General features: G+C 55.5%; 12 protein-coding genes. 6 read left to right on the forward strand and 6 right to left on the reverse strand.

The genetic code is table 11. The annotated features are described in order from the left end of the window. The first annotated feature begins 356 nt into the window (after positions 1–356). The 4 genes from CQ018_RS10630 (at position 357) to fmdA (ending at position 4,314) form a co-directional block, all read left to right on the forward strand. Positions 357–1,460, forward strand: a complete 1,104-nt coding sequence (locus CQ018_RS10630; protein WP_105549980.1) for a ScyD/ScyE family protein — start codon at positions 357–359, stop codon at positions 1,458–1,460. A 551-nt stretch (positions 1,461–2,011) separates the two neighbouring features. Then, positions 2,012–2,635: an AmiS/UreI family transporter gene (locus CQ018_RS10635; RefSeq protein WP_105549981.1), complete on the forward strand. Its 624-nt coding sequence runs from the start codon at positions 2,012–2,014 to the stop codon at positions 2,633–2,635. Positions 2,636–2,714: 79 nt separating this feature from the next. Beyond that, positions 2,715–3,005 carry an FmdB family zinc ribbon protein gene (locus CQ018_RS10640; RefSeq protein ID WP_105549982.1) on the forward strand — a complete coding sequence of 97 codons (291 nt, stop codon included), beginning with the start codon at positions 2,715–2,717 and terminating at the stop codon, positions 3,003–3,005. Positions 3,006–3,054: 49 nt separating this feature from the next. Beyond that, on the forward strand, positions 3,055–4,314 hold the full coding sequence (gene fmdA, locus CQ018_RS10645; RefSeq protein WP_105549983.1) for a formamidase: 1,260 nt from the start codon (positions 3,055–3,057) through the stop codon (positions 4,312–4,314). 134 nt (positions 4,315–4,448) lie between these two features. Here the strand turns inward: fmdA and rbfA are convergent, their stop codons facing one another. From rbfA to rimP, 5 genes are all read right to left on the reverse strand, one after another. Then, complete coding sequence (gene rbfA, locus CQ018_RS10650) at positions 4,449–4,886, reverse strand: 30S ribosome-binding factor RbfA (protein WP_105549984.1); 438 nt, start codon at positions 4,884–4,886, stop codon at positions 4,449–4,451. Between the two features lie 145 nt (positions 4,887–5,031). Further along, on the reverse strand, positions 5,032–7,929 hold the full coding sequence (gene infB, locus CQ018_RS10655; RefSeq protein WP_105549985.1) for a translation initiation factor IF-2: 2,898 nt from the start codon (positions 7,927–7,929) through the stop codon (positions 5,032–5,034). 162 nt (positions 7,930–8,091) lie between these two features. Beyond that, a complete protein-coding gene (locus CQ018_RS10660) occupies positions 8,092–8,439 on the reverse strand; it encodes a YlxR family protein (RefSeq protein WP_308729132.1) in 348 nt (115 codons plus the stop codon). Between the two features lie 225 nt (positions 8,440–8,664). After that, positions 8,665–9,636: a transcription termination factor NusA gene (gene nusA, locus CQ018_RS10665; RefSeq protein WP_105549987.1), complete on the reverse strand. Its 972-nt coding sequence runs from the start codon at positions 9,634–9,636 to the stop codon at positions 8,665–8,667. Position 9,637: 1 nt separating this feature from the next. Continuing rightward, on the reverse strand, positions 9,638–10,213 hold the full coding sequence (gene rimP, locus CQ018_RS10670; protein ID WP_105549988.1) for a ribosome maturation factor RimP: 576 nt from the start codon (positions 10,211–10,213) through the stop codon (positions 9,638–9,640). Positions 10,214–10,329: 116 nt separating this feature from the next. Between rimP and CQ018_RS10675 the strand changes: the two genes are divergently transcribed. Next, positions 10,330–11,460: a hypothetical protein gene (locus tag CQ018_RS10675; protein WP_105549989.1), complete on the forward strand. Its 1,131-nt coding sequence runs from the start codon at positions 10,330–10,332 to the stop codon at positions 11,458–11,460. Between the two features lie 82 nt (positions 11,461–11,542). Then, complete coding sequence (locus CQ018_RS10680) at positions 11,543–12,280, forward strand: VOC family protein (RefSeq protein ID WP_105549990.1); 738 nt, start codon at positions 11,543–11,545, stop codon at positions 12,278–12,280. Positions 12,281–12,429: 149 nt separating this feature from the next. On the opposite strand, the gene CQ018_RS10685 is transcribed toward CQ018_RS10680, so the two are convergent. Then, positions 12,430–14,745, reverse strand: coding sequence for a RyR domain-containing protein (locus tag CQ018_RS10685; RefSeq protein ID WP_105549991.1), 2,316 nt, complete (start codon positions 14,743–14,745; stop codon positions 12,430–12,432). Positions 14,746–15,591 lie beyond the last annotated feature (846 nt).

Genomic DNA, 15,591 nt, shown 5'->3' on the forward strand with positions numbered 1-15,591 from the left:
CCAATGGTCTGATGTTTTACAAAGAAACTTTTTCTGAATACCTCAAACCTTGAAAATACAAGATGTAGAACCCATTGACTTCCTCCAAGTCCAGCAATACTGTTCTCACTGTTCGGTCTACACCGAATAAGCAGTTCCCGGGGAAGTACAGCTGGGGCGCTAACCCGCACACCGTTCTTATCGGTATCCACTCGCACCACCCACAGACGGCAAATTTGTTCCGCATCTTTGCCGGTGTCGCGCGCTCGTTGACGAGCCTTCGATGCCCAACGTCTGTAGTCACCGCGAGACCAACTCAATCACCTCTGTTCCCCACAAATTGTGGAACAACATTGCGTTTTGAATAGGTCATCCAGATGAAATTCAGATCCATCGCGGCACTAGCCGCGGCTTCGGCCTTGGCGGTAACCCTCAGCGTGACCCCGGCTCAAGCACACAGCAACAACCACTCACACCATTCGCCTAAACCCCCGGTGAGCAACGTCAAAACACTCACCGATGGTTTGATCTCACCATTAAAGGTAGCCTTCGGCCCCCACGGGAGCCTGCTGGTTGCCGAATCCTTCGCGGGACAGCTGAGCTCAGTTTCCAAGACCGGAGTCAAGAAAGTTATTGCCAGCGCCCCGGGCTCCGAAATCGCTGGCGTTTCCTACGCCAACGGCACCACGTACTATTTTGAAAACAGCTCGCCCGCCCCGGATGTTGCTGGTCCAGCGGTCTTGAAGACCATCAAGAACGGCAAGACTCGTTCGGTCACCGACCTGCTGAAGTTTGAAAAGAAGCACAACCCGGATGCAAATACCGTGTACGGTGTCCGGGACGTTTCAAAATCCTGTCTAGCTCAATCACCAGCCATGCAGTCAAAGGGTGAGATGTACTCTCATCCGTACTCCACCGCGCCGAGCCGCAATGGACTGTACGTTGGGGATGCGGGGGCCAACGTCATCTTGAACGTTTCGCATCATGGCAAGGTGAAGCTTGTGAAGAAGTTACCCGCCGAACCGGTCATGATCACCAAGAAAGTTCAGGCGGAAGGCGCTGCCAATGGCATGAACGTTCCTGACTGCATGCTGGGACACAATTACTATGCCCAGCCTGTTCCCACCGACATTGAAGTTGTTGGGAATTGGCTGTACTACACGGTGCTACCTGGCGTACCGGGTGAATCGTTCTCTGCTGGCAAGGCTTACCGTATGCATTTGAAGTCTCACCGCACCGAACTGCTGGCCAAGGGCCTTAGCGCTCCAACCGGCATTGCTGTTGATCACCGCGGGCGGGTCTACGTCTCCGAACTGATGGGGGCAGGCGTTTCAATGCTTTCCCATGGCAAGAAGACCACCGTACTGCCGGCCATGATGGCAGCAGATGTTGAAATTGGGGGTCGAACCCTCGCCGTCACCACCAATGCTCTGGTTGAGCCTCCAGCAACCGGCAATGTTATGACAGCAAGGATTCGCTAAACAACATCAGCGGCCGAAGCACCCGGTGCTTGGCGGCCTTCACAAAAACGGCATTCTCTTGGGGAACGATGCCGTGATCTCACGGTGAAGGAGACACCGCCTAGCACCGGGCCACCGGTTCCTACTTGTAGGGTCGGTACTCAGTGGGAGTTCTAAGGCCTGTGGTTACACCTATTTGTAGGTGTAACCACAGGCCTTCTCCTCTTGTCCTACCAGCCTGCTTTCCTGCATATGCCATTCAAAACACCAAGAATTTCGCCAACCTTGGCATTTTCAGCGCACTCTGGATCCGCGGCCGAGGCATGAAAGAACGTGTTTACTGCGCATTCTTATGAGTCTCGGCGTTCCACGCAGTGCCCTGAGCAAAGGCCTATCTTTCATCTCATCTGAATTTGTTCACGTTTCTCGGCTAGAACGTGACCATTGACTCTGTCACGGAGCTCTGCCTAGATTAGAACCAGCTCGATGAACACTTGGCGGGAAACGGTTTCATTTCTTGCCCGCGCGCCACCCCTCATCCGCACCCACTTCAGCGCTTTTAAGGATTCACCTTGAGTAATGTTGGTTTGCTTTACGTTGGAGCCGTACTTTTCATCAATGGTCTGATGCTCATTGGTAAGGTGCCAACGAAGTCCGGGGTCCTGATGAACCTCTTCGTTGGTGGCATGCAAACAATCTTCCCCACCATCATCATTGCTCAGGCAAATGAGGATCCCGCGGTAATCTTCGGAGCCTCGGGGCTCTACCTTTTCGCTTTCACCTACCTCTACGTAGGAATCGACGGACTTTACAACCTACCCGGTGACGGTCTGGGTTGGTTCTCACTGTTTGTCACCGTGTGTGCCTTGTTCTTTGGAACCGTCTTAGCCGTACATTTCCAGGACCCGCTCACCGCCGTGATGTGGTACCTGTGGGCGGTGCTCTGGTTCATGTTCTTCCTGGTTTTGGGTCTACACATGGAATCGCTGACCATTGCCACCGGGTGGTTCACGCTGATCGTCGCCCACATCTCGGCAACCATCCCCGCGTTTTTATTGCTCACCGGAACCTTTAATTCAACAGTTCCCAACGCGCTAGTGATGGCGGCAGCCGGATTGCTCGCGCTGCTCTTTGCCCTTGCCATGGGACGGCGAGCCGCTAGTAAGGCCCCGACCGCTGCATTGCAGGACGCCTGATCAATGGTCCGACGTTTCACCCCGTGCGCGCCACAGCCTTAGTTTCGTTCTAATCGTGTCTAGTCCAGGAGGAACATCCATGCCGTTGTATGAATTCCGGTGTCCAGAAGGCACCACGTTCGAGGCAACATTCACCATGAGCCAGGCTCCACAGATACTCGAATGCCCCTCATGCGGCCAGGAATCCCGGCGCCGGATTACCGCACCCAAACTCTCAATTGCCAACTCGGCACAATTCAAACTTATCGATTCAACCAAACGCAGCGCTCACGAACCCGAGGTGGTCTCAAACCGGCTGCCTTCCTCCGGCAGGTCACCTTCCACGCGGTATACGCACAACCCGCTGCATCAAAAACTTCCACGGTCCTAAACCGGTGAAGAGCTAGAGATCCACAGAAGAGTTCGTTAGGAGAAATGCAATGCCTGAAGTACTGTTCCCTCTCGATTCATCCAAGAAGTTCGAAGATCAGGAGAAACTCGGACACAACCGCTGGCACCCAGAAATCCCACCGGTCGCCACGGTCAAACCCGGAGATTCATTCCGGGTTGACTGCCGCGAATGGTTTGACGGCGCCATCAAAAATGATGACTCAGCCGAAGACATGCTCAATGCTCCACTGCTCACCGTCCACAAACTCTCCGGCCCCTTCCGGGTCGAAGGGGCCAAGCCCGGTGACCTGCTGATCGTCGACATCCTCGATGTGGGACCCATCCCGCAGGAAGACTCCGGCCCGCTTGCGGGCCAGGGCTGGGGATACACGGGCATCTTCTCCAAAAACAACGGTGGCAGCTTCCTGGTTGACCAATTCCCCGATGCCTACAAGGCCGTCTGGGAATTCAGCGGTCAGGTTGCAACATCTAGGCATGTGCCCGAGGTCAAGTTTGAAGGCATCATCCACCCCGGTCTCATGGGCACCGCGCCTTCCGCGGCACTCCTTGCCAAGTGGAACAAGCGCGAAGGCGATTTGATTGCCACCGACCCCCACCGCATGCCACCACTGGCACTTCCCCCGGAGGCCGAACACGCGATACTTGGTTCACTCCCCCGGGACCAATGGGCCCGCGTGGGTGGCGAGGCAGCACGCACGGCACCACCACGGGAAAACGGCGGTAACCAGGACATCAAGAACCTTTCCAAGGGTTCACGAATCTTCTATCCGGTCTTTGTTGACGGAGCCAATCTCTCGGTCGGTGACCTGCACTTCTCCCAGGGAGATGGCGAAATCACCTTCTGTGGTGCCATCGAAATGGGCGGCTTCATCGATTTGCGCGTGGATATCATCAAAGGCGGCATGGAAACCTATGGGGTTGCCGAGCACGCGATCTTCATGCCGGGCCGGGTGGATCCACAGTTCAGCGAATGGTTGGCATTCTCCGGCACCTCGGTGACCCTTGACGGGGAACAGAAGTACCTGGATTCACACCTTTCCTACCAGCGGGCCTGCCTGCACGCCATCGATTACCTGACCAAGTTTGGCTACGCCCCGGAGCAGGCCTACCTGCTGCTGGGTGCAGCTCCGATTGAGGGTAGGCTTTCGGGCGTTGTGGATATCCCGAACTCCTGCTCGACCGTGTACCTGCCGACCTCAATGTTTGATTTTGATGTGCGGCCTTCGGCCTCCGGACCGTATCAAATCAATCCGGGGATCGGGGCACCCATGGCGCCAAATAACGGCTAGAGTGCCAGAGAGCGACTCGCTATCTAAGCACTAAAAAGTAAGAACCCCCTGCAACGGCAACCATTGTGCGGTCACCATAGTTTCAGGGGGTTCTTGCTGCCCCCGAATGCTTTCGGGGGGAAAAGACTTACGCCTTAGGCGTCTTCGTCTTCTTCTTCATCGTGCTTGTACGGGTCTGCCTCGCCTGCGAAGGTCTTACCTTCGGCAAGGGCTGCCACCTCTGCGTCCTTGGCCTTGGCCACCTTGAGCAAAGCTTCAAGGTTTGAGGCGTTGACAGGAATTTCATCCGCAACAAACTCAAGGGTAGGAGTCAGACGAACCGTCAGGTTCTTTCCAACTTCCTTACGCAGGACACCACGGGACTTATCCAATGCCTTGGCGGCATCCGACTTTGCCTCATCGTCACCGAAGACCGTGTAGTAAATAGTTGCGTGCTGCAGATCGTTGGTTACCCGAGCATCGGTGACCGTAATGGCCTCCACGCGGGGATCCTTTACTGCCTTCCCCAATGCCTGGGCAACAACCACCTTGATGCGCTGGGCAAGTTTTGCGGCACGAGCCGAGTCAGCCATGATCGCTCCTTCTAGTTCAAGGTTCACAAGGCACCTAGGGCCTTGAAAACTTTTGGTTGGTGCATTTGAGTAGCGTGGCGGCCGCCCCTAACAATGTAGGAGTGCGGCCGCCACGCTATACATCAAACACGGTTCCTCGAGAGGACTAGACGCGCGGCTTTTCGCGCATCTCGTAGGTCTCGATCATATCGCCGTCCTTGACGTCGTTGAACGAGCCAAGACCGATACCACACTCGAAGCCCTCGCGGACCTCGGTTGCGTCGTCCTTGAAGCGGCGCAGCGAATCGATCTGCAGGCCTTCGGCGATGAGCTTGCCATCGCGAACCAGGCGAGCCTTGGTGTTTCGCTTGATGGTGCCGTTGCGCACGATGGTACCGGCGATGTTGCCCCACTTCGAGGAGCGGAATACTTCGCGGACCTCGGCGGTGCCCAGCTGGAATTCTTCGTATTCCGGCTTGAGCATGCCCTTGAGTGCCAGTTCGATGTCGTCGATGGCGCCGTAGATGACCGAGTAGAAGCGCATGTCAACGCCTTCCTTATCGGCAAGCTCGGCGACACGCTCGGCCGGACGGACGTTGAAACCAATGATGATGGCATTGTCCACGGTGGCGAGGTTGACGTCGTTCTGGGTGATCGCACCCACGCCGCGGTGAATAACGCGCAGCTGCACGCCTTCGCCCACGTCGATCTTGAGCAACGAATCTTCCAGGGCTTCAACGGCACCGGAAACGTCACCCTTGAGGATGAGGTTAAGGGTGTCGATCTTGCCATCGGCAACTGCCTGGTCGAAGTCTTCCAGGGTGATGCGCTTACGACGCTTGGCAAGAGCCGCGTTGCGGTCTGCTGCCTCACGCTTTTCGGCGATCTGGCGAGCTGTCCGCTCGTCATCGGTCACCAGGAAGGTGTCACCTGCACGCGGTACCGAGGACAGGCCAAGGACCTGAACCGGACGCGATGGAAGTGCAACGTCAAGGTTTTCACCGTTTTCGTTGAACATGGCACGCACACGACCGTGAGCGGTACCTGCAACGATGGTGTCACCCACGGCGAGCGTACCGGACTGAACCAGTACGGTTGCCACGGCGCCGCGACCCTTATCAAGGTTCGCTTCGATGGCAATACCGCGAGCGGCCTTATCCGGGTTGGCACGCATGTCCAACGCGGCATCTGCGGTGAGCAGTACGGCATCGAGCAGTTCGTCGATACCGATCTTCTGCAGGGCCGAGACGTGGATGAACATGGTGTCGCCACCGTATTCTTCGGGAACCAGACCGTATTCGGCCAGCTGGCCCTTGACCTTGTCCGGGTTAGCGGCAGGCTTATCGATCTTGTTCACTGCCACGACAACCGGAACACCGGCGGCCTTGGCGTGGTTGAGTGCTTCGATCGTCTGCGGCATGACGCCGTCGTCCGAGGCAACAACCAGAACGGCGATGTCGGTGACCTTGGCACCACGAGCACGCATGGCGGTGAACGCCTCGTGACCCGGGGTGTCAATGAAGGTCATCGCACGATCGCGCTCTTCATGCATGTGGTGGATCTGGTAAGCACCGATGTGCTGGGTGATGCCGCCGGCTTCGCCCTCAATGACGTTTGACTTACGGATCGCATCGAGCAAGCGAGTCTTACCGTGGTCAACGTGACCCATGATGGTGACAACCGGTGGACGCTCTTCGAGCATGTCTTCGGTTTCTGCATCGATCTCGGCATCCAAGTCAATGGCAAACGAAGTAAGCAATTCGCGCTCTTCGTCTTCCGGCGAGACAACCGTAACGGTGTAGCCAAGCTCGGTACCCAAGACCTCAAAGGTTGCCTCATCCAGGGACTGAGTGGCGGTAGCCATTTCGCCCAAGTGGAAGAGAACCGTAACCAGTGCTGCCGGGTTTGCATTGATCTTGTCAGCAAAGTCGGTGATCGACGAGCCACGGCGCAGGCGAACTTCGGTGCTGCCGTTACCGCGAGGTACCGACACGCCACCCAAGCTCGGAGCGCTCATCTGCTCAAGCTCTTGGCGCTTAGCGCGCTTCGACTTGCGCTGCTTGCCGCGTCCCGCGCCGCCCTTACCGAAGGCACCCTGTGTGCCACCGCGACCACGGTTTGGACCGCCGCCGCCCTTGTAGCCGCCGCCGCCGGCACCGGCACCCGGTGCTCCACCGGCTCCTGGTGCGCCACCCGGACGTGCCGGGCCGCCACGGCCACCTGCGCCACCTGGACGTGCACCGCCGGCCGGAGCCGGACGTTCGGTGCGGTTAGGCATCATACCCGGAGTAGCGCGTGCGCCACCCGGGGTGCGTGGACCTGCTCCTGCGCCTGCTGGGCGTGGACCGCCGGCGCCTGCCGGACGTGGGCCACCTGCACCGGCTGGACGTGGGCCGCCTGCGCCAGCTGCCGGGCGAGGACCGCCGGCACCCGCTGCGGGACGTGGACCACCTGGGCGTGGGCCGCCCGGACGTGGGCCACCGTTGCCCGATGGGCGATCCGAACGCATGCCCTGCTGGGAAGCGAATGGGTTGTTACCCGGACGCGGGCCACCTGGCTTGGCACCCGGACGGGGGCCGGCCGGACGATCGGTTTCACCGGCGCCGCGCATGCCCTGCTGGGAAGCGAATGGGTTGTTACCCGGACGCGGGCCACCTGGCTTAGCACCTGCCGGCTTGGGAGCCGACGGAGCCGCAGCGGCTGGGGCTGCAGGGGCGACCGGAGCGGCCGGAGCTGTTGCTGCCGGAGCTGCCGGAGCTGCCGGAGCTGCTGGGGCCGGCTTGAAGCCTGCTGGCTTCGGGCCCGGAGCTGCCTTAGGGGCAGCCGGAGCAGCTGCTGCTGCCGGGGTTGCGGATGCTGCCGGTGCCTTCTTGGCGGCCGGTGCTTCCTTGGGAGCTGCCGGAGCAGCATTCGGGAACGCGGCGCGCAGCTTGCGCACGACCGGTGCCTCGATAGTTGAGGATGCGGAACGGACGAATTCGCCCATTTCCTGCAGTTTTGCTACTGCATCCTTTGAAGTGATTCCGAGCTCTTTGGCGAGCTCGTGTACGCGGACCTTAGCCACATTTCTCCTGTCTGAAGGCCCGCGCTCACTTTTAGAAAGTTAGTGCACGAGCCGTCTTTTGCTGTCTTGCCCAGCACCCAGTAGGGGTGCCACAGGCGTTGCGACGCATAACTGATGTGTTCATCGTTAGGCGCTCATCGCTTGGAACTCATCGGGTTTCCATCAGATTTCTGACCCGCTTTCAGGTTGGACGACTGTGAAGGTGCTTTCCCCGGTTTGGGTCCGCACCTTGGCTTCCGGTGATTCGAGCAACGAGGAAACATCTACCTTGGTCCTAAAAGACCTGGGAAATGCCCCGCGCTTGATGGCACATTCGGCACATTCCGGATGGGGGTGCAACCAAGCACCGCGACCGGATAACCGCCGGGTAGGATCTGGAACGGGGATATTTCTACCATCCACGTTGCCAAGCACCCAGCGTTGCAACTGATTTTGGTCCACAACCTTGCGGCATCCAATACACGTGCGCTGCGGCTGTTGCTGCACTGACACGTATCTCTTCTCCCGCACTTGCGTTTAACCACTTACACAGTGGACCGCCTATAAGTCTATCGCGTTTCCTTCTCCCCCGGAGCGTGCCCTAGGACACGTACCCCACGGGTGGGAATGGAAACCGGATAAATCTCAAGGCAAACAAAATCCGTCACCACCTCAAAACCCTTGGGGCAACCAAAATGATCACCCCAGGGCCCTAGGCAGCGACGGATTACGTTCTAAAGCAAAATGCCTTAGCGGCTAGTTGGCAACCGCATCGGAAATGATGTCAATGCGCCATCCGGTGAGCTTTGCAGCCAAACGAGCGTTCTGCCCTTCCTTGCCAATGGCAAGTGAGAGCTGGTAATCCGGAACCACAACGCGAGCCGAACGAGTTGCCTCATCGGTGATTTCCACCGAGACAACCTTGGACGGGGAAAGCGCCGAGGCAATGAACTTGGCCGGATCTTCGTTGTAATCAACGATGTCGATCTTCTCGTCGCCCAGTTCGGTCATCACGGCACGCACGCGTGAACCCATTTCGCCGATGCAGGCACCCTTGGCGTTAACGCCAGCGATGTTTGCCTGCACGGCAATCTTGGAACGGTGGCCGGCTTCGCGAGCCAGTGCCACGATTTCAACCGCGCCATCGGCAATTTCCGGAACTTCGAGCTCAAAGAGGCGACGAACCAGGTTCGGGTGCGAACGTGAAAGAGTAACTGCCGGGCCCTTGGGGCCACGGGTTACATCAACTACGTAGCAGCGGATGCGGTTACCGTGCGGGTACTTCTCGCCCGGTACCTGCTCCGGTGGCGGCAACAATGCCTCAACGGTGCCCAGGTTGACCTGAACCATGATCGGGTTGTTACCCTGCTGGATCTGGCCGGAGACTACCTCGCCGATCTTGTTCTTGAATTCGCCAACCACGTTGTCGTCTTCTGCATCGCGCAGGCGCTGCAGGATGATCTGGCGTGCGGTGGAGGCGGCAATGCGACCAAAACCGGTGGGGGTGTCATCAAATTCGCCAACAACCGTGCCGTCTTCTTCAAGTTCGGTGGCGAAGATGGTTACGTGACCATTGCGGCGGTCAACCACGGCGCGAGCCTGTGGCATGGCACCCGGAGACTTCTGGTAGGCCAGCAGCAGAGCTTGCTCAATGGTGGGGATCAGAACGTCGATGGGGATTTCGCGTTCTTTTTCGAGCATGCGCAGCGCGCTCATATCAATATCCAACTCAGGCCTCCAAGTTTTCTTCGTAGTTATCAAGTTCTAGTTCTTGCAGGTCTGCTTCTTCGGCGCGGGAGAATTCAACTTCAATGTGTCCGCGGCGGATCGAAGAAAACTCAATGTTTCGGGCTTCGCCGGTCTTGGGCTTCATGCCCTTCTTGACCTCGATCTCCGGAACCAGGGTAATTCCCGTCTCGGTGACCTCGGTGATGCGGCCAAGCAGGTTTTCTTCGCCGATCATGTTGATTTTCACCATGCGGCCAAGGTTGCGGTGCCAGTGACGGGGTTCGGTCAGCGGGCGCGAAACACCCGGTGAGGAAACCTCAAGTTCGTACGGTTCCGCGGTGTCCTTGGGATCACTATCGAGAGCCTCGGAGATGGAGCGTGAAACCTCGGCAACCTGGTCTAGCTCTACGCCCCCGGTGCCCTCAAGTAGATCTACTACTACGTGTACGATCCGCTGGCCACCGGCCATGCGAACCTGAACTTCTTCCAGGATCAGCTGGTGGGAGGCGACGGTGGGCTCCAGTAGTTCGGTAAGGCGTGCTGCCTCTTGCTGGATGTCTGCCGGCTTGCCGGTCATGAAAGTCCTCCCACTATTCGATGTTGTGCATATAAGAGTATCGACTTTTGCCCGCATCCGTCTGCCCCCGCTTCCCCGAAATGGCCATTTGGCCGGTACATGGGATGATCGAAGGGATGGAAAAGCACTCGGCGCCTCAGCGAACGCGCACTCAGCACTCCCCCAAAAAACCCACGGCAGCAACGCGCGTACTTGGTGTGGTTTCGGTACTGGCAATTGCCGCTGGAACACTGGGAGTTGGGGTGTATCTCAAGCGTGATTCTCAAGCGTGGCAACGGATCTTAGGCACCGAGCCGGTCATTGAGGTGATCCCGGAACCCGGCGATGAGCTTGGTCCAATTCTTGATTCTGTGACGCTTACCAATGACTCTTTGGGCACCTCCGCCAGTGGCAAATTAGCTCAACTCTATTCCTCCACGCAGACCATGCTCACCAAGCATGTTCGTTTACTCACACCCGAGTATTTTGCCCCGGTAATTGAGGAAGAAAACGAATCTGGCACCGCTTCTGCGCAGCCGGTCACACCACTGAGCGCTGCTTCTGCCAAGGAGCTTGCCAACCAATTGGCAACCTCCGGAGTGGGATTGGTGCAGGCATCCGTTGAGGCACCGGGCCAACGTTCACGCTCGGAATCATCTACCGGTTTTGAATTGATTCTTCAGGCCCGCACGTTACTGCAGGCGGCAGGCGGAACCAAAGCGCAGATCGATGCGCTTCCCACCCCGAAGCTTGCAAAGATCAGTCCCACGGATCTGCCGGATCTCGTGCTCGCCCAATGCCCACTGGAACCGGGAACCGACTCCCCCGTGCCGGAGACTCCCGAGCTAGGGAACTCGACCGAGCCAACCATGCCGGATTCCGGAATTGTACTCGGTCAACTCGCCGATGCTGCCTACCGACTGGGGTATGCCTACAACGTTGCCGAATCCCGCACCTCCGGGTCTTTGCGCAACACCGCCGGTGAGCGTTCCGATGACCTTGTTGCTTTGGGAACCAACATCGAAACCCAATTTTCGGGCGTTGGTGAATGTGTTCCACTGCGCGAGCCCGCCTACACCCTGCCCCAGGATGCTGCGGCCAACCCCATGGATGCTGCCCGCAGCGGCGAAGAACAACTAGCACTGCTGTTGCGTGATGCGGCGGCCACCCAGCAGGGCGAGGTGCGCGCGGAGCTATTGCAGCACGCTTGGGATCAGGCCCTATACACACGCTTAGTGACGGGCAAGATTCCGGCGTTTACCGACTAAAACGCACCCTTTGATCCAAAGAATTATTTGACCCGCATAGGGGGTTACCCACCGCTTTGTGGTGGGTATAAACTCTGAATTTATGGCACTACGAGTGGTACAAGTGAACTTCAAGGCACGCAATGAAATCGCCCTGGGCAATTTTTGGGCCCGCGCCCTAGAGTGGGAAATTTCCAGCGAGGCGCCCGGGGTCATGAACATTGAACCACCAAACTTTACTTGGCCCGAGCCCACGGCGCTAAGCATCGATGTTGTTCGGGTGCCTGATCCACAGACCGTTGCCTACCGGGCGCATCTGGATCTTGCCACGACCTCGCTGGAGCATCAGGCCAAGCTCATTGAACGATTGGTTTCTCTTGGAGCAACGCACGTCGATATTGGACAGTGTGATGTGCCTTGGGCAGTCATGAGCGATCCGGAAGGCAATCTGTTCTGTGTGTTGGAGCCGCGGGCGATCTATAAGGATACCGGCCCGATTGCCGCGGTCGTTGTGCACTGCCAGAAACCGCAGACCCTGGGGAAATTTTGGGATCAGGCCACCGACTGGAGCCTGATCGAATCGGACACCGATTTTGTCTCGCTCCGCTCCGCCGCGGGCGTGGGCCCGTATCTCGAGTTTCTGCGCGCCGATGCACCAATTCGTTCAACCGGCCGCATGCACCTTGATCTGAAACCCTATGCGGGTAATGATCAGGCGGCGGAGGTTGCACGGTTGATTGGTTTGGGAGCGCGCGAGATTGATCTGGGCCAGGGCCAAGTTTCTTGGGTGTGTATGAGCGACCCGGAAGGCAACGATTTTTGCGTACTTGTGGCAGGCTAGGCAATACCGCCTGAAAGAACGGATCCTCAAGCGGCTAATTTCTCAAGCCTGCTGTAACACTAGATTCTTCGGGCCAGCTTGATTCTGGATGTAACTGGTGGATGGTCAACAGGGGCTGAGGGACTTCGCTACGAAGTACTTTGAATACTTCATAGATCCTCTCGATAACTACGGTGGAATTCCTCAGGCGAAACTGCCCAGGTTTCACCTAACAGTCCAAACAAAATCATGTCTTTCGGTTTCGACGAGGCTTCACCTTCCAACGTATCTAAGTGATCATCCGTTAAAGAAGTACGAGCAAATACAGCTCCAATCCGCTGCCAACGCTTTTCCCCAACAAACTTGTAACTCTTAGTAAAGACATCTGGTTTGACAGTCCACTTTCGACCTTCATGGCTGATTTCCCAGTCTCCTACATCACCGACTAATACATCACCGTTATCTGTCTTCCAAGTCGTCGAAACCGTCAAGAGCGCGGCTTCTACTTCTCCGAAACGCACATACCTCGCCCACCCATTGGCATCTTGGTCTTTGCCTGAAATACGGTATGGATGGAACCCCATGAGAGCTAATAATTCCATGGTGTCGAATACACCTGCCACATTTTTCCTGATAGATTCTTGGCACAGTGCAGCCCAGGGAACTAGGTCTGGATGCCTCTTCAAAGCATCGTTCCGTTTTCCATTAGACCACCCGGCTCCTGACATGTAATCGACCCACGAATCGTGCTCTGACCTCGCCAATTGAGCGAGCTCGCCTTGACTAATTCGTGCCCGCATCTGCGACGCATGGGCAGCGGCTTGATTTGGAAGCCAGTTCATTCCCAAGGTTGAAGTTGCGTAGAGAAGGTTGAGAATGGGTCGAACATTGCCCAATTTATAAAATCGATCTAATCCCATATCCCACGGTTTTCGTGAAGCGATCGTCGTAGTCGGTGGCTCTCCAATATCGTTCAAGAATCGCTGGTGTTTCAGTCGCGCCATCCGGCCCCAAATCCCAGAAGTAAATCCCTCCTCAAGAGCCAACGTAAAGCCAAACCCGTAGAGCGATCCAAGCATCGCTTGGCCAGAGATGCCGCTGATCGATCGGCTGAATAGATACTGCAGACATTTGGGATAACGCACGGCAAGTTGTTGGGGAAGTTGGGCTGAGCCACCGAAGGGTTCCTCCGTGTAAATGATGGCAATCCGTTTGTCACCGCCTTGCATTGAAGCGAGTGTCTCAAACGATGGTTCGATAGGAACATGTTTAACTTGATGTCGGCTGTTCCAGCTACCAAAGCGGCGCTGGAACAATTCGTAATCTCTGACCAAGTCTTCCGCCCGCGCACCGACAACGTGGACACTGGCAATCGAAGTTTCTTCCGTTTGTTGAATACCAGCGGCCTCACGATCACGTATCACAAATTCAGAAAGCAATGCTTGGACCAAAGGGCTCTGACCCAAAATAACTACTTCCGAAACATTCTCCTGAAGCAGCCGCTCGGCTAATATTCGTGCAGTCGAAGAATAGACACTAATTACATCAACAAAACAATTTGGCGAAATATTTAAACTATTACGCCTATACTCATCACCCCGCCAGTGATCATCGATTCGTAAAATACCATGAACAATTTCATTTTTCGTAAATTTAGCAGTATCTCTACTTGCGATAAATGTCTCAAAATTGTCGATATTTGCCTCGGGATTTGAATCAATAAAGAAGATTGAAGAAGTTCTCTGAGATATGCGGGCTAAATTCTTATTGATGGTTTCATGCATCGACATATTTAGTTCTATTATGCTCGTATTATTACGTCTTAGGAGCGCTATCTCCTGCTCAGATAATCCTACGCTGGGTAAAATCAGCCTCTTCTTCATTGAAATAAAGCTCCGGACATCTTCAGCTATCTCAATAGGACTAGTCGCCAATCCCGCGGACCCACTTCCCACCACAATTGTGTGACTAGTTCGCCAATGAACCCAAGACCTGTCGGAAACGTTCTTTAGATAACCAGTAAGGAGGCCCAGAACACTGGCAAAAATTGTCATGAATGCGCCAACACGGGCCATTTGCAGACCGACAGGCAGACTGGATGGGCAAGGTAATGCAACACCGCCAAATGGATCATCATAACTACCAGTGAATAAAGTAAGGCCCTCCAAAATGGGTGCCCAGAAAAACATCCTTTCTGGGTAGCAATACCAATATGAGGCCGCTCCTAGGAGTATGGTTCCGAGGCTCAGAACGCCTACGATACGCAGGAATCCACCCTTTCGATGCTTACCTTCACTCTGATCCCATGCCCAAAAAGCGATCACTCCACCAATGAGCGCCAGTACAAGCAGAAATGGAGAGCTTGGGCTCCAAAACAGCCCCGACTGATCAGTAGGGTGCTGTAGCGATCCATACATAGCTATCCCTACTGCCCCCGCAAGAAGCAGGTCACCAACAACCCATGCTACGGTTCGCGAAAGGCTCATATTTCCCCCTACTGGTCGCTCTTCAACCGCATCTGAAGAACGTCGTCTAAAAATTGCCAATACCTTGTCTGAAGCAACATTATCGGAAATTCGCGTGATCTGAACCACTATTTACGCAGTGACGCGCACGGCCGATGCATCGGATGATTACGCAGGAAATTATTTGGCACATTTTTATCTACAAAGCAATAGTTTCACCAATTAGTGAAGGCATCCGTTATTCGAGTTGTCGGGATGACACATGAATTTTTCTATGAGTGCGGGTCCTCAGCTGACAGATAGTTACTCGGAAAATTCCGGCATACATCAACTAAAAAATCAGCTTACGATCCAAAGAATCCTTTGCCCGGGAGATAAGTCATTGACGACGAATACGCAGTCAAGCTAACTTGAGAAACAAGGTCGAGGTAATTACTCCATTAGCTAACTGAATTTAATCACTTAATATAACAATATTTATTTGCATGGAGATTCGATGAAACGATATTATCGGATGGCAAATAGTGTCTATTTTTGTGATTATTTTTAACAATTGGAATCATAAGTAATCAAGCTTGAATGGAAACCAAAAATCCACCCCTTCCCACGGATGGTTCATCACAAAAATAAAATCAATAATTCCTATGGGTGTCAATACTTATGCAAACTTTCAAAAGACGTTCACTATATTTTCCGAAGGAAATCCGAACACTCCAGTTTGGAACTCACCGTCGCAGTTGGCGACAGATCTACAAAACAGCATGTATAACGGAGCATGGGAACGTGTATGGATCGCCGCCGATTCTTTGCCAAATAGCTCAGGAGGTAGTCCTGTTCTGGCTTCTTGGTAGTTTCGTTCCGGCTACA

It is taken from the genome of Arthrobacter sp. MYb227, from assembly GCF_002975435.1.
In the GTDB taxonomy this organism is placed as follows: Bacteria; Actinomycetota; Actinomycetes; order Actinomycetales; family Micrococcaceae; genus Paeniglutamicibacter.

Excerpts from the sequence above, each read along its gene's own strand:
- rimP (WP_105549988.1), bottom strand. The coding sequence starts at position 10,213 with ATGACCGGCAAGCCGGCAGACATCCAGCAAGAGGCAGCACGCCTTACC.
- CQ018_RS10675 (WP_105549989.1), top strand. The coding sequence starts at position 10,330 with ATGGAAAAGCACTCGGCGCCTCAGCGAACGCGCACTCAGCACTCCCCC.
- fmdA (WP_105549983.1), top strand. The coding sequence starts at position 3,055 with ATGCCTGAAGTACTGTTCCCTCTCGATTCATCCAAGAAGTTCGAAGAT.
- CQ018_RS10685 (WP_105549991.1), bottom strand. The coding sequence starts at position 14,745 with ATGAGCCTTTCGCGAACCGTAGCATGGGTTGTTGGTGACCTGCTTCTT.
- CQ018_RS10680 (WP_105549990.1), top strand. The coding sequence starts at position 11,543 with ATGGCACTACGAGTGGTACAAGTGAACTTCAAGGCACGCAATGAAATC.
- CQ018_RS10630 (WP_105549980.1), top strand. The coding sequence starts at position 357 with ATGAAATTCAGATCCATCGCGGCACTAGCCGCGGCTTCGGCCTTGGCG.
- CQ018_RS10640 (WP_105549982.1), top strand. The coding sequence starts at position 2,715 with ATGCCGTTGTATGAATTCCGGTGTCCAGAAGGCACCACGTTCGAGGCA.
- rbfA (WP_105549984.1), bottom strand. The coding sequence starts at position 4,886 with ATGGCTGACTCGGCTCGTGCCGCAAAACTTGCCCAGCGCATCAAGGTG.